This is a genomic window from Mumia sp. ZJ1417, assembly GCF_014127285.1.
Lineage (GTDB): Bacteria > Actinomycetota > Actinomycetes > Propionibacteriales > Nocardioidaceae > Mumia.
Map to the genome: position 1 here is coordinate 3,841,508 of NZ_CP059901.1, position 21,401 is coordinate 3,862,908.

22 protein-coding genes and 1 tRNA gene are annotated in these 21,401 nt (G+C 71.1%); 11 read left to right on the plus strand and 12 right to left on the minus strand.

Translation table 11 applies throughout. The features are described from left to right. The first annotated feature begins 103 nt into the window (after window positions 1–103). From H4N58_RS18585 to H4N58_RS18595, 3 genes are all read left to right on the plus strand, one after another. Window positions 104–934, plus strand: coding sequence for an SH3 domain-containing protein (locus tag H4N58_RS18585; RefSeq protein WP_182397114.1), 831 nt, complete (start codon window positions 104–106; stop codon window positions 932–934). Window positions 935–979: 45 nt separating this feature from the next. Next, a tRNA-Gly gene (locus tag H4N58_RS18590) sits at window positions 980–1,050 on the plus strand. A gap of 156 nt (window positions 1,051–1,206) precedes the next feature. Then, window positions 1,207–2,781, plus strand: coding sequence for a M28 family peptidase (locus H4N58_RS18595; protein WP_167251284.1), 1,575 nt, complete (start codon window positions 1,207–1,209; stop codon window positions 2,779–2,781). 76 nt (window positions 2,782–2,857) lie between these two features. Here H4N58_RS18595 and H4N58_RS18600 read toward each other — a convergent pair whose 3' ends face one another. After that, the gene (locus tag H4N58_RS18600) at window positions 2,858–3,607 is read right to left on the minus strand and encodes a hypothetical protein (protein ID WP_167251282.1); all 750 of its coding nucleotides are present in this window, start codon (window positions 3,605–3,607) and stop codon (window positions 2,858–2,860) included. Between the two features lie 86 nt (window positions 3,608–3,693). Between H4N58_RS18600 and H4N58_RS18605 the strand changes: the two genes are divergently transcribed. Next, window positions 3,694–3,918, plus strand: coding sequence for a hypothetical protein (locus tag H4N58_RS18605; protein ID WP_167251280.1), 225 nt, complete (start codon window positions 3,694–3,696; stop codon window positions 3,916–3,918). Between the two features lie 23 nt (window positions 3,919–3,941). Here the strand turns inward: H4N58_RS18605 and H4N58_RS18610 are convergent, their stop codons facing one another. Next, window positions 3,942–4,400, minus strand: a complete 459-nt coding sequence (locus H4N58_RS18610; protein WP_167251278.1) for an Rrf2 family transcriptional regulator — start codon at window positions 4,398–4,400, stop codon at window positions 3,942–3,944. A 145-nt stretch (window positions 4,401–4,545) separates the two neighbouring features. On the opposite strand from H4N58_RS18610, the gene H4N58_RS18615 reads away from it, so the two are divergent. Then, window positions 4,546–6,417 carry an acyl-CoA dehydrogenase gene (locus H4N58_RS18615; RefSeq protein ID WP_167251276.1) on the plus strand — a complete coding sequence of 624 codons (1,872 nt, stop codon included), beginning with the start codon at window positions 4,546–4,548 and terminating at the stop codon, window positions 6,415–6,417. Between the two features lie 72 nt (window positions 6,418–6,489). On the opposite strand, the gene H4N58_RS18620 is transcribed toward H4N58_RS18615, so the two are convergent. From H4N58_RS18620 to H4N58_RS18635, 4 genes are read right to left on the minus strand one after another with little or no spacing between them, the layout of a single operon-like run. Continuing rightward, a complete protein-coding gene (locus H4N58_RS18620) occupies window positions 6,490–6,885 on the minus strand; it encodes a type II toxin-antitoxin system VapC family toxin (protein WP_167251274.1) in 396 nt (131 codons plus the stop codon). A 2-nt stretch (window positions 6,886–6,887) separates the two neighbouring features. After that, a complete protein-coding gene (locus H4N58_RS18625; protein WP_167006740.1) occupies window positions 6,888–7,139 on the minus strand; it encodes a type II toxin-antitoxin system Phd/YefM family antitoxin in 252 nt (83 codons plus the stop codon). A gap of 39 nt (window positions 7,140–7,178) precedes the next feature. Next, window positions 7,179–8,123 (minus strand): hypothetical protein, encoded by a 945-nt coding sequence (locus tag H4N58_RS18630; protein WP_167251272.1) that lies wholly within the window; start codon window positions 8,121–8,123, stop codon window positions 7,179–7,181. Further along, complete coding sequence (locus tag H4N58_RS18635; RefSeq protein ID WP_243845134.1) at window positions 8,120–8,722, minus strand: RNA polymerase sigma factor; 603 nt, start codon at window positions 8,720–8,722, stop codon at window positions 8,120–8,122. Before H4N58_RS18635 ends, H4N58_RS18630 begins: the two co-directional genes overlap by 4 nt. Window positions 8,723–8,789: 67 nt before the next feature. Here H4N58_RS18635 and H4N58_RS18640 point away from each other — a divergent pair, with 67 nt between their 5' ends. Both H4N58_RS18640 and H4N58_RS18645 read left to right on the plus strand, forming a co-directional pair. Then, window positions 8,790–9,344 carry a hypothetical protein gene (locus H4N58_RS18640; RefSeq protein ID WP_167251270.1) on the plus strand — a complete coding sequence of 185 codons (555 nt, stop codon included), beginning with the start codon at window positions 8,790–8,792 and terminating at the stop codon, window positions 9,342–9,344. Window positions 9,345–9,460: 116 nt separating this feature from the next. Then, complete coding sequence (locus H4N58_RS18645) at window positions 9,461–10,195, plus strand: SDR family oxidoreductase (RefSeq protein WP_167251268.1); 735 nt, start codon at window positions 9,461–9,463, stop codon at window positions 10,193–10,195. A 24-nt stretch (window positions 10,196–10,219) separates the two neighbouring features. Here H4N58_RS18645 and H4N58_RS18650 read toward each other — a convergent pair whose 3' ends face one another. Continuing rightward, complete coding sequence (locus H4N58_RS18650) at window positions 10,220–11,989, minus strand: thioredoxin-like domain-containing protein (protein WP_167251266.1); 1,770 nt, start codon at window positions 11,987–11,989, stop codon at window positions 10,220–10,222. Window positions 11,990–12,048: 59 nt separating this feature from the next. Here H4N58_RS18650 and H4N58_RS18655 point away from each other — a divergent pair, with 59 nt between their 5' ends. From H4N58_RS18655 to H4N58_RS18665, 3 genes are read left to right on the plus strand one after another with little or no spacing between them, the layout of a single operon-like run. Beyond that, window positions 12,049–12,852: a maleylpyruvate isomerase family mycothiol-dependent enzyme gene (locus tag H4N58_RS18655; RefSeq protein WP_167006754.1), complete on the plus strand. Its 804-nt coding sequence runs from the start codon at window positions 12,049–12,051 to the stop codon at window positions 12,850–12,852. Further along, entirely contained in the window at window positions 12,849–13,847 is a 999-nt protein-coding gene (locus H4N58_RS18660) for an oxidoreductase (RefSeq protein ID WP_167251264.1), read from the plus strand. Before H4N58_RS18655 ends, H4N58_RS18660 begins: the two co-directional genes overlap by 4 nt. Before the next feature lie 56 nt (window positions 13,848–13,903). Beyond that, a complete protein-coding gene (locus H4N58_RS18665; RefSeq protein WP_167006760.1) occupies window positions 13,904–14,392 on the plus strand; it encodes a GNAT family N-acetyltransferase in 489 nt (162 codons plus the stop codon). Window positions 14,393–14,469: 77 nt separating this feature from the next. Here H4N58_RS18665 and H4N58_RS18670 read toward each other — a convergent pair whose 3' ends face one another. Further along, complete coding sequence (locus H4N58_RS18670; protein WP_243845133.1) at window positions 14,470–15,792, minus strand: nitrate/nitrite transporter; 1,323 nt, start codon at window positions 15,790–15,792, stop codon at window positions 14,470–14,472. Continuing rightward, the gene (locus H4N58_RS18675; protein WP_167251262.1) at window positions 15,789–16,490 is read right to left on the minus strand and encodes a GntR family transcriptional regulator; all 702 of its coding nucleotides are present in this window, start codon (window positions 16,488–16,490) and stop codon (window positions 15,789–15,791) included. Before H4N58_RS18675 ends, H4N58_RS18670 begins: the two co-directional genes overlap by 4 nt. Window positions 16,491–16,620: 130 nt before the next feature. Here H4N58_RS18675 and H4N58_RS18680 point away from each other — a divergent pair, with 130 nt between their 5' ends. Further along, on the plus strand, window positions 16,621–17,793 hold the full coding sequence (locus H4N58_RS18680; RefSeq protein ID WP_167251260.1) for a CaiB/BaiF CoA-transferase family protein: 1,173 nt from the start codon (window positions 16,621–16,623) through the stop codon (window positions 17,791–17,793). Window positions 17,794–17,820: 27 nt separating this feature from the next. On the opposite strand, the gene H4N58_RS18685 is transcribed toward H4N58_RS18680, so the two are convergent. From H4N58_RS18685 to H4N58_RS18695, 3 genes are all read right to left on the minus strand, one after another. Beyond that, entirely contained in the window at window positions 17,821–18,381 is a 561-nt protein-coding gene (locus H4N58_RS18685; RefSeq protein ID WP_167006769.1) for a PadR family transcriptional regulator, read from the minus strand. Window positions 18,382–18,432: 51 nt separating this feature from the next. Next, entirely contained in the window at window positions 18,433–19,917 is a 1,485-nt protein-coding gene (locus tag H4N58_RS18690; protein ID WP_167006772.1) for a helix-turn-helix domain-containing protein, read from the minus strand. Window positions 19,918–20,064: 147 nt separating this feature from the next. After that, window positions 20,065–21,399, minus strand: a complete 1,335-nt coding sequence (locus H4N58_RS18695; RefSeq protein WP_167251258.1) for a dihydrolipoamide acetyltransferase family protein — start codon at window positions 21,397–21,399, stop codon at window positions 20,065–20,067. Between the last annotated feature and the right edge of the window lie 2 nt (window positions 21,400–21,401).

Below are 21,401 nucleotides of genomic sequence, written 5' to 3' on the forward strand. Positions count from 1 at the left end.
AACCGGCTTCTCCCGGACCAGCCTGTGCAGGACCCCTTGGCTCGGCCGGGGAGGATGTGCTTCACTTCCGTGGTCCCCCTGCAGTCCACGGAAGGTGAATCTTGTGGCTACCCCCGGCCGCAGGAAGGCACACCGCGCGCCACGCAAGCTCCTGGTCACCCGCACGTCGTCCAGGACCCGTCCCCCCAAGACGGCGGCACGCGAGACCCCGCAGGCACGCCTCGAGGCGCTGCCGCTGCGCTCCACCCGTCGTCGGCCCGCGACCCTGGCCGGCCTCCTGATCGCGGGGGTCGCCACCGTCGCCGCGTCCGCCCCGCAGGTGGTCACGACGACCGCGGCGAGTGTCGGCGGGACGACAGACGCAGGCCAGACCCACGTGCTCGCGTCGCCCCCGAGCCTCGAGCAGCACATCGCCGAGCGCCGCGAGGTCGCGGTCAGCCGCTCCAGCGAGCGCCAGGCCCTCCCTCAGGCACGCGCGGGCCTGGTCGCCGGCGTCGCTGAGGCGACCGCCGAGCCCGAGGAGGACGGGGAGTCCGCCGACGGCAGCGAGTCCGACTCGCCGAGCACGTCGGTCTCCGGCAAGCCCTGCGCGAGCGGCTCGTCCGTCGAGAGCGGTCTCACGTCCAACGCGATCAAGGTCCACCGCGCGGTGTGCGCCGAGTTCCCCAGCGTCACGTCGTACGGAGGCGTCCGCTCGGGCGACGGCGGCGAGCACGGCAGCGGACGCGCCCTCGACATCATGGTGAGCGGTGCGACGGGCGACCAGATCGCCGACTACGTCCGTGCCAACGCCTCGCGCCTCGGCGTCACCGAGGTGCTCTGGGCCCAGCAGATCTGGACCACGCAGCGCGCCTCAGAGGGCTGGCGATCCATGGAGGATCGCGGCTCATCGACGGCCAACCATTACGACCACGTCCACGTGACGGTGGGCTGACAAGGTCGTATAGAGTGGTCCGCGTCGCCTCGGCGGCAACGCATCGCGGGCGTAGTTCAATGGCAGAACATCAGCTTCCCAAGCTGATAGTGCGGGTTCGATTCCCGTCGCCCGCTCTCCCGCACGAAGGCCCCGGACCGATGGTCCGGGGCCTTCGTCGTTGTCACACCGTCCTCGCGAGTACGCACAAATTTCACGATCACCCCTGGGCATGTGACGTAGGTCTCACCTACGTTGGGCGGGTCACACCCGACTCAACGAGGAGGTCCGACGTGAACAAAACACTCACCGGAGCCCTGGGAGCGGTGGTCGCCGCAACCCTGGTGACCACCGCGACACCCGCAGCGGCAATCGACGACGTCAACACGAGCCAGCTCCGCAAAGCTGTCACCGTCAACGGCATCCTGAAGCACGCGCGCGCGCTCCAGGTCATCGCCAACCAGAACGAAGGAACGCGCGCATCCGGACTCCCGGGCTACGAGGCCTCCGTCGACTACGTCGCCAAGCAGCTGCGTCGATCGGGCTACTCGGTCACGAAGCAAGCGTTCACGTTCTCGTTCTTCCGGTCGCTCTCCGACCCGACCCTGTCCCAGGTGTCACCCACACCGACCGACTACACGACGGACATCTTCGACTACTCGGGCGGCGGTGACGTCACCGGAGTCGTGGTCCCGGCCACCAACAACGTCGTCCCTGCAACCCCGGAGCCCAGCAGCACCGCGGGCTGCGCCGCCGGCGACTTCACCGCCGCACCGGCAGAGCCCTCGGTCGCGCTCGTCCAGCGCGGCGGCTGCGACTTCGCCGACAAAGTCGACAACGCCGTGGCCGCCGGCTACGACGCCGTGATCATCTTCAACGAGGGCAACCCGGGCCGTACGGAGCTGTCCATCGGCACGCTCGGTGACCCGAAGTCGGTCCCGGTCGTGGGCCTGTCGTACGACGACGCCGTCGCCCTTCTCGGGCAGGTCGCCGCCGGTCCCGTCACCGTGAACGTCTCGACCGAGGTCGAGACCGATCCCAACCGGACCACCTGGAACGTGATCGCGGACCTCCCGGCGAAGAACCTCAAGAAGATCAAGAACAAGGACCAGGTCGTCGTGGTCGGGGCACACCTCGACTCGGTCGCGGCCGGCGCGGGCATCAACGACAACGGCAGCGGCACGGCCGGCATCCTGACGATCGCGCAGGAGATGTCCAAGCTCAAGCTGACCAAGAAGCTCGCCCGCCCGGTGCGCTTCGCGTTCTGGGGAGCAGAGGAGGCCAACCTGCTCGGGTCCGAGCACTACGTCGCCTCGCTCACCGACCAGCAGCGGTCGAAGATCTACGCGAACCTCAACTTCGACATGATCGGCTCGCCGAACTACGTCCGGTTCGTGTACGACGGCGACGGCTCCGACGGCGGCCCTGTCGGACCGCCTGGGTCCGACGTCATCGAGACCGTCTTCACGGACTACTTCGACAGCAAGGGACTGGCCAGCGACCCGACCGCCTTCGACGGACGCTCTGACTACGGGCCGTTCATCGCGGCGGGCATCCCGGCCGGCGGCCTCTTCTCGGGCGCCGAGGGCATCAAGACGGAGGAGCAGGCGGCGGTCTACGGCGGCACGGCCGGTGAGCCGTACGACCCGTGCTACCACCAGGCCTGCGACGACATCACCAACCTCAGCGTGAAGTCGCTCAACGAACTCGGCGACGCCGCCGCGCACGCCACGCTGACGCTGACGAAGTCGAGGTCGGGACTGTTCCCCGACGGCAGCCGCAAGGCCAAGGCGGCAGCGGCCGCCAAGGCGCAGGCGCTCTCCGCGCCGAGCACGGCCACGCGGAGCGGTCACGCCTTGATCCGCTGACCGGCCTCGGAGAAACCGGCGCCCCTGCACCCACGTGGGTGCAGGGGCGCCGGCGCGTCAGCGCCGTGGCACTCGCTCAGCCCTTGTCGCTCCGCTCGACCCGAAGCAGTGCCTCACCGAGGTCGTTGAGCCGGTCCTCGCCGAGCACGTCACCGAGCAGACCGAGGAAGGCGCCGTCGAGCGCGCGCTCCGCGTCTCGCCAGCGCGCACCGTCACCAGGACGCTGATGGGTCTTCGCCTCGTCGATCTCCTCCTCGTTCCATCCGAGCGACGTCATCCGGTCCGGCCCGGCCCCGGGGTCCGCGAGCATCGCGCGGTGCACGGGGAGCCCCACGAGCGCGAGCGCCGCGAAGTAGAGCCCGCCGCGGATCTCGCGTACCGCCATGGCGGCCTGGGCCAGCCGCGCGGGGACGTCGTCGGCACGCGGCGCGCGCTGCCAGCCCTGCGCGAGCAGCATCGGCGCGAGCTCGGCCTCGTCCAGCACGCACTCGAGCAGCTCCGCCGCGCGGGTGGCCGCCGCGTTCTCGCCGAGGTTCTCCCGACCCCAGCGCCGACAGGCGTCGACGTAGAGCTCGACCGCCTTGTCGGAGGTGACGTCGGCGCTGCGCTCCCAGATCGTGTCGACGACACGACGGGAGAAGATCGCCTGGACGTCGTACGCCGTCTGGGTCGAGACGTCACCCAGGATGCCGACGCGTCCGCGGAAGTAGAGCGCCGAGCCCGGCATCCCCGCCTCCTTCGACGCCGAGCGAATGATCGTGGAGGTCATGAAGGCGCTGCCGAGTGCGTTGAGCGCCTCGCGCCAGGGGTTCGCGGTCGTCGTCATGGAAGCAACGCTAGCCGCCCCGCCGTACGGGGCGAAGAGGCGCACTACTAGGCTCGGGAGGACCCCTTCCCCCGAGGAGGTCCCCCGTGCTCGTGCTGCGAATCCTCGCTGCCTACGCCGCGTTGGTCGTGGTGTGGTCCGGCGCGCTCGCCCTGTTGGGCTTCCGCCCGATCCCGCTCCAGATCGCGCTCCTCGCGCTGGGGCTGATCACGTCATCTGTCCTGGTGACCCGCATCCTGCTCGAACGCGAACGCGGGCGCGTGAGCGCTCCCCCGCTCACCCTCGAGGACGGCGTGTCGCCCGAGGGCTGAGCCCCGTCGTCCACGCCGACGCGTCAGTGCGGCTGCCAGGCGTCGTCGTCCTTCGTGAGCGCCTCGACCGCATCGGGGAGGATGCCGTCGGCGAGATGCTGGATGGTCACCGACTCGAACACGTCGCGCAGGCTCGCACGGGCGGCGATCCACACGTGCTGGAGGACCTCCGCGCCGCCCTTGTACGAGACGGCCTCGGGCCGCAGGCCGTACACACTGACGAGCGGGCCGTCGACCGCCCTGATCACGTCGGCGACGGTGATGTTGTCGGCCGGGCGGGCGAGGCGCCAGCCGCCGGACTGGCCGCGCTGGCTCACGACGATCCCGGACCGGCGCAGATCAGCGAGGATCGCCTGCAAGAACCCGTGCGGGATGTCCTGCTGTCGGCCGATCTCCTCGGCGGAGACGGGACCCGCGTCATCGCGGCTGGTGATCTCGATCAGGCCGCGAAGGGCGTAGTCGGACTTGGTGGAAACCCGCATGCGTGAAGTCTCCCAGATCCGTACGAGAACTCTGGTTGGCCGCCCCGGGCTTGCGTGGGTTACCGGCGAGTAGGACACTGGTGTTACCGACTAGTAAGTGCGCTGGCCTCCCGAGGCAGCACCAACCACGAAGGAACACGTCGCCGTGAGCCACTACAAGAGCAACCTTCGCGACATCGAGTTCAACCTCTTCGAGGTCTTCGGCCGCGACGAGGTCCTCGGTACAGGTCTCTTCGAGGACCTCGACATGGTCACCGCGAAGAGCATCCTGAGCGAGATCGACCGGATGGCTCGCGAGGACCTCGCCGTGTCGTTCGCCGAGGCCGACCGCACGCCTCCGGTCTACGACCCCGAGGCCTGCACCGTCACGATGCCGGCCGGCTTCGCGAAGAGCTACAAGACGTGGATGGACTCGGAGTGGTTCCGCCTGCAGCTCCCCGTCGAGCTCGGCGGCCAGCCCGCGCCGCCTTCGCTCGTCTGGTCCACGGCGGAGCTGGTGCTCGGCGCCAACCCGGCGGTCTGGATGTACTCGGCCGGCCCGAACTTCGGCTCGATCGTCTACCGCAACGGCACCGAGCGGGACAAGTTGATCGCGCAGCACATGGTCGACCGTCAGTGGGGCGCCACGATGGTCCTCACCGAGCCCGATGCGGGCTCCGACGTAGGCGCCGGCCGCACCAAGGCGTACCTCCAGGAGGACGGCACCTGGCACATCGAGGGCGTCAAGCGCTTCATCACTTCGGCCGAGCACGACATGAGCGAGAACATCATCCACCTGGTGCTCGCCCGCCCGGTCGGCATCGAGGGCGTCGGCGGCCCCGGCACCAAGGGTCTCTCGCTGTTCGTCGTCCCGAAGTACGGCTTCGACCTCGAGACTGGTGAGCTCGACGGCACCCGCAACGGTGCGTACGTCACCAACGTCGAGAAGAAGATGGGCATCAAGGTCTCGACGACGTGCGAGGTCACCTTCGGCGATCCGTCGGTCGGCAACGGCGCACCGGCCAAGGGCTGGCTGCTCGGCGAGGTCCACGACGGCATCGCCCAGATGTTCCAGGTCATCGAGAACGCGCGCATGCTGGTCGGCACGAAGGCCATCGCGACGCTGTCGACTGGCTACCTCAATGCACTCGAGTACGCCAAGGAGCGCATCCAGGGCGCCGACATGCTCGATCCTGCCAAGGACGCCCCGCGCGTGACCATCACGCACCACCCGGACGTGCGTCGCTCGCTCATGACGCAGAAGGCGTACTCCGAGGCGCTGCGTTCGCTGGTCATCTACACGGCGACGTGGCAGGACCGCGTCATGCAGGCCGAGGCCGACGGCGAGGAGGACAAGCTCGCCGAGCGCGTCAACGACCTCCTGCTGCCGATCGTCAAGGGCTACGGCTCCGAGCGGTCCTGGGTCCTGCTGGGCACCGAGTCGTTGCAGACCTTCGGCGGCTCGGGCTTCCTCCAGGAATACCCAATCGAGCAGTACGTCCGCGACGCCAAGATCGACACCCTGTACGAGGGCACCACGGCGATCCAGGGTCAGGACCTCTTCTTCCGCAAGATCGTCCGGGACCAGGGGCAGGCCATCGCGCACGTCGCTCAGGAGATCCAGGGCTTCATCGCCTCCGAGGCCGGCAACGGCCGCCTCAAGCTCGAGCGCGAGCTGCTCGCCAAGGGGCTGGAGGACGCCCAGGGCATCCTCGGCGCGGTCTTCGGTCAGATGATGTCGGCGAACCCGGCCGACGGTGGCGACCCGAAGAACGTCTACAAGGTGGGGCTCAACTCCACCCGCCTCCTCATGGCACTCGGCGACGTCGTCTGCGCGTGGCTGCTGCTGCGCGGGGCCGAGGTCGCTCTCGAGGCGCTCGACGGTGAGGTCTCGCCGTCGGACAAGCACTTCTACGAGGGCAAGGTCGCCGCGGCGCAGTTCTTCGCTCGCCAGGTGCTCCCGAAGCTTGCCGCCGAGAAGGCGATCGCCGAGGCCGTCGATCTCGACGTGATGGACCTCGACGAGGCCGCGTTCTGATCTGACGCAAGACCCGACACAAGGACCCGGCGTTCCGACCACCATGGTCGGAACGGCCGGGTCCTTTGTCGCTCAAGGGGTGAGCGAGACGTCGAGCGAGGCTGCGGCTCTCGACAGCGCCTGGTCGGCAGTGACGAGCGGGATCTCCTCACCGAGTGCGAGTGCGAGGTAGGTCGCGTCGTACGAGGAGATCTCGAGAGCGAGCGCGAGCTCGAGAAGCACCTGGCCGTGCGGGATCGCGGGCGAGACGTGGATCGGAAGTCGCGTGAGGCGCGCAAGAACCTCGGGCGCGTCGTCTCGCGCCAGCCGTCCCCGTCGGACCGCGACAGCGACGGCGTTGGAGATCTCCTGGAGGAACAGCGGCGGGACGACGGCCCGCTGTCCGGTCCGAAACGCCACCTCCGCCACCTCACCGTCCTCATCATCGAACAGCAGGCCAAGCGCGGCCGAGGCGTCGAGGACGAACACTCCTAGGCCCGACCCTCGTCGATCATCTCCCTGATCGAGAGGTCACCGTCTCGGCCAGGCACCCGGCGGTGGCGAAGGTCGTCGAGGACGACCTCGATCGGGGTCCACGAGGCATCGCCGATCGGGACGAGCCGGGCGACCGGACGACCGTGCTTGGTGATCGTGACCGTGTCGCCGTGCTCTACCTGGTCGAGAAGAGCGGACAGGCGTGTCTTGGCCTCGTACGCGCCGATCTCGTGTGCGTTCGCCGTCATGGGTTCAGACTAGTCGCCGACCGGTCTGACGGCCAGGCCTCAGCCCAGGCAGGTGGAGGAGCTGGCGCCGGAGGCCGGCAGGCTGCAGAGGTCCCGGCTGCGATCGTCCGTACGGGTGGTCCCGGGGTTGCGGGTGATCCCTCCCCCGTGCTTCTGCTCGCCCGGCGCGTCGAGGAGTTCGCCGTCCCCGTCGAGCACCTGCGTCTCCAGGTGCAGCGCCCCCACGCCGTCGAGCGCGGACGCGGCGATCCTCGCCTGCAGATAGACGTATCCGTCGACGGCCGGGGCCACGTGCCACGGACCCGGCTCGCCGTCGACGACGAACCGCTGGCGCATCGACGCGACGCGCTCGTCGACCTGGTACGTGCCGCCCGCGTAGCCGAGCGAGTATCCGCCCGGGCCGTCGGTCGGGATCGCCGGATGCGTGGCGTCGTTGCTGTTCACGGTGGACTTGCTTCCCGGACCACCCATCAGTGCCGCTCCGAGGACCTCGGGGGCACGCTTCGGGCGCAGGGCGATCTCGCACCCGAGACGCTCGCCGGTCGCGGTGTCCTCGGCGATGACGACGGCCACCGGACCGCGACCGACCAGTGCGCGATGCACCTGCGCGGACAGCACCTCGCCCGCCTCGAACACCGAGCGGGTGCTCCCCATCCCGGTCCCGCACTGGGTCGCAAGGGTTGCCGCCTCGTCGTGCGGGAGGTCACGCAGCCACAGTGCGACGTCGGGCTCCGCAGGCTCGGGTGCTGCCGTCGGTGCTGCCGCGACCTCGGGCTCGGGTGCTGCGACCCCCGTACCGGCCGGGTCGTCGCCCCCGAGCACGAGGCTCACGCCGATGACGGTCGCCGCGGCCACGGAGGCGACGATCGGGGCAGCCCAGCGGAGTGCGCGGGTACGACGGCCCCGAGATGCCGTCGCGACGATCCGCGCAGCCCGCTCGTCCTTGTCGGGAAGCGTCCGCTCGGGCGGAAGGTCGATCCTCATGCCAGTTCCTCTCGTCGCACGATCACGGACTGCTCGCCGAGTCGCGCGCGGGCGCGGGCGAGGCGGGACTTCACGGTGCCGACGGGCACGCCGAGCGCGTCGGCGGCCTCCTGCATCGAGCAACCCGACCACCAGACGAGCTCGACGACGGCCCTCTGGCCTGCCGGCAGGTGGTTGACCACCGCGCGGATCTCCCGCATCCGCCGCTCGCTGTCGACGTCGGCCGCGACCCCGTCGGCGTGGTCGCGGTCGACCTCCTCGGCGGGCACCTTGCGCCGCAGGGCGGCGAGCCGGCGCCGTCCACGCAGTGCGTTGGCGCACTCCTGCGACGCCATCGCGAGCAGCACGCTCCGCGCCGAGTCGCCTCGCAGCTCCTCGACCCGGCCCTCGCTCGCCCGCCGCCACAGCGCCACGAACGTGGCCTGCGTGACGTCGTCGGCGGTCGCCCAGCACGCCACGCGCCGGAACGCGAAGTTGTAGACGGCGTCGCCGTACCGGGAGAACAGCTCACCGAAGGCCGCCTCGCTGCCCGTACGGAGCTGAGCCCACGTCCCGTGGTCGGCGCGCGGGTCGAGGCGGTCTCCTGCATGGATGCTCACACCCAGAAGAGTCCACCACGGGCGTCCGGGTTCCCTCAGCCGCTCCCCGACCGCCTAGTCTCGGGGCATGCCGTCGCGCGCGTGGTACGGAGTCGGGGTGGCGCTCGCGCTGGTCGGTGTCGTGGGCGCCGTGCTGCTCGGTCTGGCAGCCGCGGGAGTGGCCCGCGACGCGGAGGTGACCCGTCTGCCGGCGGACGGTGCGCTGACGGTGCCGGACCACCGGTTCGCCGTGTGGGTCAAGGCCGACGTGCCGTCCGACAGCACCGGCGACGACCTCGGTGTCTCCTGCGCGCTGACGCCGGAGGGCGGACCCACGCTCGACGTGCCCGCACTGCGCAACCAGTCCGCGTCGGTCGTGGGGTGGCACCTCGTCGCCCTGTCGGCGAAGGACTCGCTGCGCACCTGGGAAGGTGCCCCGGCAACACTGTCGTGCGGCGCGGAGGACGCGCGCCTGACCGACGCGCAGTGGGGTACGGGCAAGCAGCCGCAGGTGCTCGGCGTGCTCGCCCTGTCCGTGGGTGCGCTCTTGGTCGGGACCGGCGGCGTGGTCCTCGGCGTGTTCGCGGCGCTGCTCGTGTGGTTCCTGCGGCGGCGGAGCGCGCAGCGGCACGCGCCCGTCTGAGGCCGGTGCTGCGGCGTCCTTTTCCCGCCAGTTCGCGGGGCCCGTCACTGCTGGGATAGAGGTCGCACCGCGGCCGCCGAGGACCGCGGCCCTCACGTCTCGGAAGGACATCACCCATGAAGATCGCACTCATCACCGGCGCCAACAGAGGAATCGGGTTCGCCGCTGCACGCCGCCTCGCGAGGGACGGTCACCACGTGATCGTGGCGTCGCGCAACGCGGCGGACGGCGAGGAGGCGGCGCAGCTCCTGGTCGAGGAAGGACACTCCGCCAGCAGCCTCCCCTTGGACGTCACCGAGCCAGCCCAGATCCGGTCGGCGGCCGCCCACATCGGTGAGGAGTTCGGGCACCTCGACGTGCTGGTCAACAACGCCGGCATCCTCCCCGAGGCGACCGAGGCCGAACCGGGGAGCATTCTGGACCGCGCGATGTTCGAGAAGACCTTCGCCACGAACGTCTTCGGGCCCGTCGCGGTCTCGTCCGCCTTCTTGCCGTTGCTGCGCAAGAGCGCGGCTGGCCGGATCGTCAACGTCTCGAGCACGATGGGATCGCTGACCGACCAGTCCGATCCCGAGTCGCCGTACTACCCGATGGTGCTGCCGGCGTACCAAGCCTCGAAGGCCGCCCTGAACAACGTCACGGTCGCGCTGGCGAAGGCGTTGGCGCAGACACCGATCAAGGTCACGTCCGTGTGCCCCGGATGGGTCCAGACCGATCTCGCTCCCGGCAACCGCGAGCAGGCACCCACGACGACCGAGGCCGCAGCCGAGGTGATCGGTGCGGCGGCCACACTCCCCGAGGACGCCGCGTCAGGCACCTTCGTCGATGCCGGGGGGACGGTCCCGTGGTGAGCGGTGGTGTCCCGTCCGTCGGGCCTAGGTCGTCCCGCCGAGCGGGAGGTCGATGCGGGCGGCGCCGTCGTCGGTGAGGCGCACCGGCACTCCCCAGTCCTGCTGGTGGACGTGGCACGCCGCACCGATCTCGTCGCCGTCGTCGCATGAGGCCGCCATCGCCGCGATGTGGAGGACACCGTCACCGACAGCCGGATCGAGGACGAGGCGTCGTACGAGGCCGGTGCCGCGGCCCTCGCCCTCGCGCAGCAGCGCGGGCGGGGTCGCGGTAACGACGAGACGGGTCGCCGGACCGTACCGCTCGTCGAGGTGCTGTCCGGGAGGCGGCGTGAACGCGATCGCGAGCTCGACCTCGCCGCTTCGCACCTCGGTCGCAGGGCGGCCGGTGGTGTGGCTCGCGCCGGTGGCCCGCGCCGAGGCGCCGAGCGGCACACGGGTGAGGCGGTGCGCGGCCGACTCGACGACGAGCAGGTCGGCGCCGTCGAGGAGCAGTCCGGACGGCTCGGCGAGGTCGGCCGCGAGCGTGCTGACCTCGCCGGTCGCCGGGTCGTAGCGGCGGACGGCACCGTTGTAGGTGTCGGCGATCGCGACCGACCCGTCCGGGAGCACGGCGAGGCCGAGCGGGTGCTGGAGGAGCGCGTCGCCGGCAGGACCGTCGACGAACCCGAAGTCGAACAGCCCCTTGCCGATGACCGTCTCGGCGACGAGTGCGCCACCGTTCTCGACGATCCGACGCAACGCGCTCGTCTCGGGGTCGGCGAGCCAGAAGGTGTCGCCGTCGGGTGCGAGGCGAGAGGGCTGCGCGAACCACGCCTCGGCGAGCGGGCCGTCGACCATGCCTTCGTTGGTCGTCCCGGCGACGATCTCGACGTCGCCGGACATCGGGTCGTACGTCCAGAGCTGGTGGATGCCCGCCATCGCGATCCACACGCGGTCGCGCCACCACGCGACGTCCCACGGAGAGGAGAGCGAGCCCGTGCCGTCGCCCTGCATCCACTGACGGCCGTCGCCGGCGAGGACCTGCAGGGCGCCGTCGGCGAGGTTCAGCCCCAGGAGCCGGTGCGCCACCGTGTCGGCGACGACGACGTCGTACCCGAGGACGTCACGCAGCTCGTCCGGGAGCACGAGCAGGCCGTTCGGCTCACGGAACCCTTCGTACCGGCGCAGCACGGTCGTGGCGTCTGCCGCGAGCTCGACGAGGCTGCCGCTCCCGGCGTCGGCGACCAGCAGCGAGCCCGACGGCAGCCGGATCACGGACGCGGGGAAGCGCAGGTCCCCCGGCTCGGGCGTGGGGGCGACGTACGGCGAGCGGCCGCGGGTGAGCGTGCCGCGCGCCTCGTACTCCGGCACGAGCCGTGCGAGCAGCGCGTCGATGGCGTGCACGTGGCCCTCCCCCGCGTACTGGGCGATGACGTATCCCTCAGGGTCGATCAGCACGAGCGTCGGCCAGGCGCGGGCGGTGTACGCCTGCCAGGTCGTGAGCGCGGGGTCGTCGAGGACGGGGTGCGTGATGCCGTTGCGAGCGACGGCGGCCGCGAGGGCGTCGGCGTCGGCCTCGTGCGCGAACTTCGGTGAGTGGACGCTCACGACGACCAGCGCATCGGCGTACGTCGACTCGAGCGGCCGCATCTCGTCGAGGACGTGCAGGCAGTTCACGCAGCCGGAGGTCCAGAAGTCGAGGATCACGAAGCGGCCTCGTAGGTCGGCCAACGTCAGGGGCTCACCGCCGGTGCCGAGCCAGCCGCGACCCCGCAGCTCGGGAGCACGTACGCGAGGCTTGAGTCCGTCCGTCACCTCTCTATTGTCATGCGGAGGGGCGCCAGGGGACCACCGCGTCCCCTAGGCTGCCGCGCATGGATCTCTCGTTGTACGTCGACGCCTGGGCCGAGTCGGCCGAGCGCACGCTCGCCCTCCTCGCGAACCTGCCCGCCGAGGCATGGGCCGCACCCACCGGGTGCCCGGGCTGGACGGTCCGCGACGTGGTCGCGCACCTCGCTGCGCTCGAGTCCGAGCTCTCGCACACCGGCCGGGGCGGCCCTAGCGAGTTCCACGCCGAGGGCAGTGAGGTCGAGGCCGCTTACACCGAGGCAGGAGTCCGTCAGCGCGACGACATGTCGACCGCCGAGCTCCTCGACGAGCTGCGTATCGCGGTCGCCGTACGCCGCGACGTGCTCGCCACCGTGCCCGAAGACCCACGGGCACCGGCCGAGGACACCCCCGGGGGCATCGGCTGGAGCAACGAGGTGCTGCTGCGCAACCGGATGATCGACATGTGGGTCCACGAGCAGGACATCCGGGTCGCCGCCGGCGTCGCGGGCGGGTACGACGGCAAGGCGGCGGTACTGGTCGTGAGCGGGTTCCTGCTTGCGCTCCCGTACGTGCTCGCCAAGAAGCTCAAGGCCGCTCGGGGCACCAGCCTGGTCCTCGAGCTCACCACGCCGATCACGCGTACGGTCACGGTCGGGGTCGGCGACGACGGGCGCGGCCGGCTCCACGACGGCGCGAGCGACGATGCCGACGTCCGGATCACGATGACGGCCGACACGTTCGTCACGCTCGTCGCCGGTCGCGAGGCCCTCCAGCCTCTGAGCCTGACCTGGACCGGCGACTCCACCCTCGTCGGCGACCTGCTCGCCGAGATCGCGGTGACGCCGTGAGCGGAGATCCCGCCGGAGCAAGCGGCGCTCCCGGGGGCACAGCGCGCGGTGCCGACGCCGCGTCCTGGAGCACCGAGGACATCCCTGACCTGACAGGCAAGGCCGTCGTCCTCACCGGTGTCACCGGCGGCCTCGGCACCGAGGCGGCCTACCAGCTCGCCCACCACGGCGCCCGCATCGTGGCCACCGGCCGTGACCTCGCCAAGGTCGAGGAGGCGCTGACCGCCTTGCGCCACGGCGTCCACGACCTCGACGCGACAGCCGTCCGCATCGACCTGGCCGACCTCGGCTCCGTGCGCGAGGGCGCTGCGGAGATCATGGCGCACGCCGGTACCATCGACGTCCTCCTCAACAACGCCGGCGTCATGGCGTCGCCGCGCCGCACCTCCGCGCAGGGCTTCGAGCTCCAGATGGCCACCAACCACCTCGGCCACTTCGCGCTCACCGCGCACCTGTGGCCGATGCTCGTCGCGAGCCGCGCGCGCGTCGTGTCGGTGTCGTCGTTGATGCACTCATTCGCCCGCGGCATCGACCTCAAGACGCTGCAGCCGCACGCCGAGCTGCGCCGGTACGGCCGGTGGACGGCGTACTACCAGTCCAAGCTCGCGAACCTGCTGTTCATGCGCGAGCTCGACCGCCGTGTGCGGGCCGCGGGGATCGACGTCACGAGCGTCGCGGCCCATCCCGGCTGGGCCCTCACCCACCTCGATCGATCGGGGTTCGAGCTCGGCGGGCGTTCCTTCCAGCGCGTCCTCGTTCACCAGGTCAGCCGAGCGATCGCGCAGTCGGCCGCCGCCGGCGCCTGGCCCCTGGAGCGCGCCGCGACGGAGCCGGGCCTGCCCGGCGGCTCGTACGTCGGGCCGTCCGGACCGCGTCAGCTGCGCGGCCGGCCCCGGCTCGTCGGGATGACCTCGACGGCGCGTGACCCGCAGCTCGCCGCCGACCTGTGGGCCGCGTCCGAGGCCGCGGCGGGCTTGACGTTCGACGCAACCTGACGGTGTTCCCGAGTATTTCTCTCCCGCTGGCGCCGCGAGGCGGTTAGGCTCCGGCCATGCTCGTACGACGGATGGAAGACTCCGACCTCGACGCGGTCCTCGCCCTCAACCAGAGTGCGATCGACGGTGTCGGGGCGCTGACGGCCGACAGGCTCCGTGAGATCGTCGGGTACGCCGACCAGTCGGTCGTGAGCACCGACGCGGACGGTGTGCTCACCGGGTTCGCGCTGACGCTGCCGCCCGGCACGCCGTACGACAGCATCAACTACCAGTGGTACAAGGACGAGTACGACGCCCAGGACTATGCGTACCTCGACCGCGTCGTCGTCGCCCCCGACTTCCGGCGACGTGGCGTCGGCACCCTCCTCTACAACGTGCTCGAGGAGCGGGCGCGTGCCCGCGAGCTCGTGGCACTCGAGGTCTATGTCGACCCACCGAACGAGCCGTCGCTCGCGTTCCACCGCGCCCGCGGCTACACCGAGGTCGGCCGCCTCGACCATCCGAACGGCAAGAAGGTCGCGATGCTGGTCAAGCGCGTCGGCTGATCCTCCCGCCGCCGCTCCGGACGTCATACGTTTCGTGGTCCCCGACCCGCAATCGGTATGACGTCCCGGGTGGGGGATCAGACGGAGACCGACTCGCCGCGCCGCATCGCCTCCAGCATCTCGGGCGCCGTCGCCGCGAGCTTGCGCCGCATCACGCCGCGGTGCCGCAGGATCATGGTGATCCCGAGCGCCCACGGCACCGCCTGCACGGCCATCGCCCAGCCGAACGCGTCCGACGGGTAGGCATCGGTCCCGGCCGGCGTCAGGACGTCGAGCACCACCCCGATCGCGAGCATCGTGCACAGCGACGCGATGAAGCCGCCGGTGTTGACCAGCGAGGTCGCGAGCCCCGCCCGCTCGGCGCTGCCGAAGGTGCGGACGAAGTCGAACCCGACCATCGACGCCGGTCCCCCGACCGCCGTGACGACCACCATCACGACGAGCAGCCAGTACGGAGCGTCGCCGGGCCACAGCAGGACCGCCGCCCACGAGCACGCGATCGCGGCGATGATCGCCACCGTCGTGGACGAGCGGTGGTACGGCCGGTGGGAGGTGAGCCACGCCAGGAACGGGCCCGAGGCCATCGTCGCCAGCGTCAGCAGGGTGAGCAGGAACGCCGCGAACGCCGGCGAGGCGTGCTCGCCGCGCACGAAGAACGGGTAGCCCCAGAGGATGCCGAGGACGGTGCCGCTGAACTGCGTCGAGAAGTGCGTCCAGAAGCCGAGCCGGGTGCCGTCGTCGGCCCACGCGTCACGGACCCGGCGCCCGAGTCCCCGCACCTCCAGCGGCGGACCGAGGTGACGACGCATGCCCGGCCGGTCATGCACGACGACGACCAGCGCGAACGCGAGCACCAGACCGACCGCTGCCGTCACGAGGTAGGCGGTAGTCCAGCCGACGTGGTGCAGCGCCCAGGTCATCGGGACTGCGGCGAGGATCATGCCGGCCTGCCCGCTGATCCCGGTGAGCTGGGTCATCAGCGGGACCCTGTGCGGAGCGAACCAGTTGGCCACGAGGCGCAGCACGCACACGAACACCATCGCGTCGCCCGCACCGACTGCGATGCGGGCCGCGAGCGCCACCGGGTACGAGGTCGCGAACGCGAACCCGACCTGCGCCACGCTCAGCGTCAGCACACCGGTCAGGATCACGGCGCGAGGGCCGAACCGGTCGAGCGCGAGCCCCACAGGGATCTGCATCCCGGCATAGACGACGAGCTGCAGGACGGTGAACGTCGAGAGCTGCGCGGCGCCGATGCCGAACCGCTCGGTCGCGTCGAGCCCCGCGACCGCGAGCGACGACCGGTGGAAGACGGCGAGGACGTAGACGAGCAGCGCCACGACCCACACCGCGTAGGCGCCACGCCGCAGGCCGAGACGTCGCGAGACGGTCGCGATCACGCGTCGACCGCCGCGTCGCCGTTGGCGTCGCCCTGGACCGCGTGCCGCGACGTCGCGAGGTGCCGGTCGTTCGCCGCGACGAAGGCGCCGAGGTCGTCCCCCGCGATGAGCATGGCCAGCTCACGGTGGTCCCGGATCGCGCGATCCATCCGCGCCGGCGAGGGGCCCATCGCCGTCGCGTTGATCATCATCTGCCGCTCCCGCAGGCTCCGGTAGAAGCGCGACAGGTGCGCGTTGCCCGCGGCGTCGACGACGACCTCATGGAACAGACGGTCAGACTCCGTGAACGCGGCGAGGTCGTCGTCGGCACGGTGCTCCTCCATCGCCTCCACCTGCGCGTCCATGGCGGGACGGACCCGCGCCCCCTCGGCGAAGGCCCGCGGCGCCGCCCACTGCTCGACCAGGGCACGCGCCTCCCACATCGAACCGGCCTCGGCACTCGTGACCGGGAGGACGATCGCGCCCTTCTTCGGGTAGATCCGCACGAGCCCCTCCGCCTGCAGCCGCAGCAGCGCTTCGCGGACCGGAGTGCGCGAGCAGCCGAACCGCTCTGCCAGCACCACCTCGCCGAGCTCGTCCCCGCCCGGCAGGTCGCCGACGAGGATCGCGCGCTTGATCGCCGCGTACGTGCGCTCGGTCGCGGAGGTACGGGCGGTGGGGACGGTGGGTGGAAGGGCAGAGGCCGGTGATGCACACATGTTGCATACATGTTCGCAGGCGGCCGGCGCTGCCAGCGGAGCGGGTACGGTTTGGCACCTTTCGCCGTACGGGGCCGTGTGCCGCAGGTGTGAGGATGGTCGGGCCCCGCACCCGAACCCAGGAGCCGTGATGCTGTCCGACATCGTCGTCGTCGATCTCACCCGTGCCCTCGCCGGCCCGCACGCCGCGATGATGCTCGGCGACCTGGGAGCGACGGTGATCAAGGTCGAGTCGCCCGGCGGCGACGACACCCGCCAGTGGGGTCCTCCGTTCGTGACGGGGAGCGAGGGCGACGAGCAGGCGACCTACTACCTCTCGTGCAACCGCAACAAGCTCTCGGTCACCGCCGACCTCAAGAGCGAGAAGGGTCGGCGCCTGCTCGAGCGGCTCGTCCTCCAGGCCGATGTCCTCCTCGAGAACTTCCGGCCGGGCGTGCTCGAGCGGCTCGGGTTCGGTTACGAGCACCTGCAGGAGCTCAACCCGCGGCTCGTCATCTGCCAGATCACCGGATTCGGGCACGACGGACCGGAGTCGACACGTGCCGGCTACGACCAGATCGCGCAGGGCGAGGGCGGCCTGATGAGCATGACCGGCCCCGACGCCGAGCACCCGACGAAGGTCGGCGTCCCGATCGCCGACCTCCTCGCCGGGATGAACGCCGCGTACGGCATCGCGGCCGCGCTGCACGAGCGCGACCGTACGGGGCGTGGCCGCGTGGTGCGGACAAGCCTCCTCGCGGGCATGGTCGGCGTGCACGCGTTCCAAGGCACCCGCTGGACCGTCGCCGGTGAGCTCCCGCGCGCCGCCGGCAACCACCACCCGTCGATCTCCCCGTACGGACTTTTCCGCACCGCCGACGCTCCCGTACAGCTCTCCGTGGGATCCGAGGGGCTCTGGCGACGCTTCGCCCCGCTCATCGGCGTCGACGTCGACGACCCCGCGTTCTCGTCGAACCCGCTGCGCGTCCGCAACCGCGACGCGCTGACGGCGCGGATCGAGTCGGCCTTCGCCTCCGAGGGCGCCGAGGTCTGGTTGGCGCGGCTCGCCGAGGCCGGCGTCCCTGCGGGCAAGGTGCGCCAGCTCGACGACGTCTATGCCTGGGACCAGACCCTGTCGCAGGGCCTTCTCGTGGAGGTCGACCACGAGACCCTCGGGCCGATCGAGATCCCCGGTCCCGTCCTGCGGCTCGACGACAACCCGTACGCGGGTGCGCGCGAGAAGAACCTGGCGCCGCCGCGGCTCGGTCAGCACAACGCCGAGGTCGACGCCTGGCTCGACGAGCAGGAGTCCACCGCTCGCTGAGCGGCTTCGGTGGTCCGCGCTCGAGCGTCAGCCCGCGTCGCGGCGCGCGGTGAGCACCGCGATCACCCGCTCGGTCCAGGCGAGGTTCTCGCGCTCGAAGGCGAGGCCGCGCTCAAGGGTCAGGTACGGCCCCACCCGGTCAGCCTCACGGAGGTAGGTCTCCGAGTCGCGACCGTCGAGCATCCGCTCGCGGACGACCTCGAACAGGTGCTGCTTGGCCCGGAACTCCTCGGCCTGCTGCGCGACCGCGGCGAGGAGCGCGTCGAGATCGGCGACATCCGCAGCCTGGACCTTCACCATGAGGTCGCTGCGGATCGCCTGCGAACGGGCCGGCGCCGACGCGTACGCGCGCAGCGCCGCGAGGCCGGTTTCGTTGAGCGAGAGCACCTTCTTGGTCGGACGCCGCTCCTGCGGCACCACCTCGACGTCCACCAGACCGTCGTTCTCGAGCCGATCGAGCTCGCGATAGAGCTGCTGCGGCGTCGCCGACCAGAAGTGCGCCGACGACACGTCGAACACCTTGCTCAGCTCGTACCCGGACGCGTCGCCTTCGAGCAGAGCGGCGAGCAGCGCGAACCTCAACGACACGACGCCAACCTAGCCCGCCGTGCTGCCGTACGCCCCGAGGGCACCGAGCAGTCAGGTGACCCGCGCGTCGTCGACGCGGCCGCCGTGCTCGAGCCACCACCGCGCACCCGCGCGCATCTCGGCTGATCGGCGGCGATCTCGGGACAACCTCGCAAGGACGGGGTCCTGCTGCATCCCGGCGGCGAACAGCGCCGCGTGCGCGACACCTTGGTCAGCGTGGCCCAGCAGCGGCGCCACTCCCGCGACCGGCCCACCGGGCACGTGCGCGAGCGTCACCAAGGTCTGGCGCAGGTCGGCTCCGGACTCGTCGAGCCGCGTGATCAGCGCGTCGCGCTCGGCCTTGCCCACGACGTACGGGAGCACTCCCGGCGCTCCGTCGAAGCACCGGTTGGGATGCGTCTGCTCGATCAGCACCTCGGCGAGCACCGGGGCGTACGGGCTGCGCGCGAGGAGCATCGCGGACTGGTGGCGTACGTCGTGGCTGGTGGCGCTGTAGGCGTCCTCGATGACCGCGCGCCCGACGGCGTCGACCTCGCGTCCCGTCACGGACTCGATGCGGGCGGTCGCTCCGCGGACCGCCGTCGCGAGCATCGTCGCGCGGCTCGTCGCCGAGCCGGCCACGCCGCGTGGACGCGTCGGGAAGAGCTGCGGGCGCAGCCTCCGCAACCGCTCGGCGGTCTGCGGAGGGAGGACGTCGAACAACGGCACGATGCGGACGAGGGCGTTCTCGTTAGACCCGTCGAACAGGATCTGCGCAAGCTGTGCCTCGAGCGCAGCCATCGATGACGGCGTGACCTCGTGCCGGGTGAGCTTGCGGTGCAGCCCCCACGTCGCGCCGAGCTGCAGCTGCGCCGACGGCTGACCGAGCAGGGAGATGAGCGTGTTGACGGCCTTCTCCGCCCGCACCTCGGCGATCAGGATGACGGGGATCAGCGTCGCCTGCGCGGTCGGGTCGATCACCTGGGCGCCGATCGTCTGCATCACCCGCCCCTGGTGGGTGGGCGACTCGATCAACCGCCGCAGCGCCTCGTAGCGGGTCACGAGCGCGAGGCCGTTGGCGCGCGACGCCTCGCTGACCAACCGGGCCACGAGCGGACCCGTCTCAGCGGCGAGGGTGTCGTCGACGGCGTGGCGTGCCGCGACGCAGCCCGCCCACTCGAACCAGTCGACACCCTCGACGACCGAGCCCTGCACCGTCGCGAACGCCTCGCTCAGGATCTCGTCGGACACCTCGGTCGTACGGGTCGGGGGCCGTGCACCCCAGGAGCGCGCCACGCCTTCGCACAGCGCCGCGAGGCCGGCCCGGGGCAGCCCGAGGATCTCCTCGTACGACCGCAGGACCGACTCGGGGACACGAAGCCTGCCGGACTCCCATCTCGAGATGCGAGAGGCGTCTGCGCGGTGGCCGTGGCGCGCGAGCACCTCGGCGTACGGCTGCAGCTTGCGGAGGTTCGTGTCGGCAGACATCAACCGCCATTGGCGCAGCAGCCAGCCGACGCGTTCGTACGCGCTGACGTCACGTGACTCACCTGTCACCGGATCACCCCTTCGCCCCCCGGCCCCGGTTGTCCTCAAGCAACGTAACGAGTGGAGGGCAGAGCGGAGAGGAAAACGGCAGAAGTGGCGCATTCACGACATCCGTATGTCAGGTCCGCGCCGTCATCGACCCGCCATAGGGCGATGTCAGAGCGTCATGGCGCTCGCCGGGTCCTCCAGCAGGCGGCCGACGTCGGCGAGGAACCGCGATCCTTGTGCGCCGTCGACGACGCGGTGGTCGAACGAGACCGCCAGCGTCGTCACCCACCGGGGCACGATCTCGTCGTCGACGATCCAGGGCCGGCGGTTGATCGCCCCGACAGCAAGGATCCCGGTCTGGCCCGGGACGAGGATCGGCGTCCCCGCATCCACGCCGAAGACCCCGACGTTGGTGATGCTGAACGTCCCGCCCGTCAACGCCTCGGGCTGCGTCTTGCCCTCGCGGGCGGTCCGGACCACGTCGCCGATCGCGGCCGCGAGGTCGGGCATCGTCAGCCGGTCCGCGTCACGGACCACCGGCACGAGGAGCCCCCGCGAAGTTGCCGTGGCGATGCCGAGGTGGACGTCGTGCTTGAGAACGATCTCCTGCGCGGCACCGTCGAAGGTCGCGTTCATCTCCGGCGTACGCCGAAGCGCGAGGCAGACGGCACGGATGACGAGCAGGAGCGGCGAGACCTTGGCCTCTGCGAGGTCGGGGTCGAGGCGCATCCGGTCGACGAGCTCCATCGACCGGGTGACGTCGGCCGTGAGCCACTCGGTGACGTGCGGAGCGGTGAACGCCGAGGCCACCATCGCCTCCGCGGTGGCCTTGCGGACACCCTTGACCGGAATGCGGGTCTCGCGCTCGGCCGACGGTGGCGCAGCGGCGGGGGCGAGAGGGGCGGGGGCGAGAGGGGCGCTCGCTGGCGTCTCGGCTCCCTTCGCGTACGCCTCGAGATCCGCTCGCCGCACGATCCCGCCCTCGCCGGGCGGCACCTCGCGGAGGTCGATGCCGAGGTCCTTCGCGAGCTTGCGGACGGGCGGCTTGGCGAGCATCCGGAGCGGGAGGTCGTGGCCTCGATACGCGCCTCGCTCCTCGACGGCCGGACGGCGGCGGCGCCGTACGGACTGCCGCTCGCGCGGGCCGTACCCGACCAGCGTCGCCACGGGCGTGGGCTCCTCGGCCGACGGGGTCTCGACAGGCTCGACCGACGGAGTCTCGGCCGGCGGGGTCTCGACAGGCTCGACCGACGGAACGTCCGCGTCATCGGCGACCGCGAGGATCGGGGTCCCGACCGCGACGGTCTCCCCCTCAGGGACGAGCAGGGCGGTGACCGTGCCGGCGTACGGGGTCGGGAGCTCGACGACCGACTTCGCGGTCTCGATCTCGCAGACGATGTCGTTGACCTTGACGGTGTCGCCGACGGCGACGTGCCAGGAGAGCATCTCGGCCTCGGTCAGTCCCTCGCCGGGGTCGGGCAGGTTGTACTCGTGGGTCGTCACGG

Bases quoted from the DNA above. Each gene is read 5' to 3' on its own strand.
- H4N58_RS18600 (WP_167251282.1), bottom strand. From the start codon at position 3,607: ATGACGACGACCGCGAACCCCTGGCGCGAGGCGCTCAACGCACTCGGC.
- H4N58_RS18610 (WP_167251278.1), bottom strand. From the start codon at position 4,400: ATGCGGGTTTCCACCAAGTCCGACTACGCCCTTCGCGGCCTGATCGAG.
- H4N58_RS18625 (WP_167006740.1), bottom strand. From the start codon at position 7,139: ATGACGGCGAACGCACACGAGATCGGCGCGTACGAGGCCAAGACACGC.
- H4N58_RS18630 (WP_167251272.1), bottom strand. From the start codon at position 8,123: ATGAGGATCGACCTTCCGCCCGAGCGGACGCTTCCCGACAAGGACGAG.
- H4N58_RS18640 (WP_167251270.1), top strand. From the start codon at position 8,790: ATGCCGTCGCGCGCGTGGTACGGAGTCGGGGTGGCGCTCGCGCTGGTC.
- H4N58_RS18645 (WP_167251268.1), top strand. From the start codon at position 9,461: ATGAAGATCGCACTCATCACCGGCGCCAACAGAGGAATCGGGTTCGCC.
- H4N58_RS18655 (WP_167006754.1), top strand. From the start codon at position 12,049: ATGGATCTCTCGTTGTACGTCGACGCCTGGGCCGAGTCGGCCGAGCGC.
- H4N58_RS18665 (WP_167006760.1), top strand. From the start codon at position 13,904: ATGCTCGTACGACGGATGGAAGACTCCGACCTCGACGCGGTCCTCGCC.
- H4N58_RS18675 (WP_167251262.1), bottom strand. From the start codon at position 16,490: ATGTGTGCATCACCGGCCTCTGCCCTTCCACCCACCGTCCCCACCGCC.
- H4N58_RS18680 (WP_167251260.1), top strand. From the start codon at position 16,621: ATGCTGTCCGACATCGTCGTCGTCGATCTCACCCGTGCCCTCGCCGGC.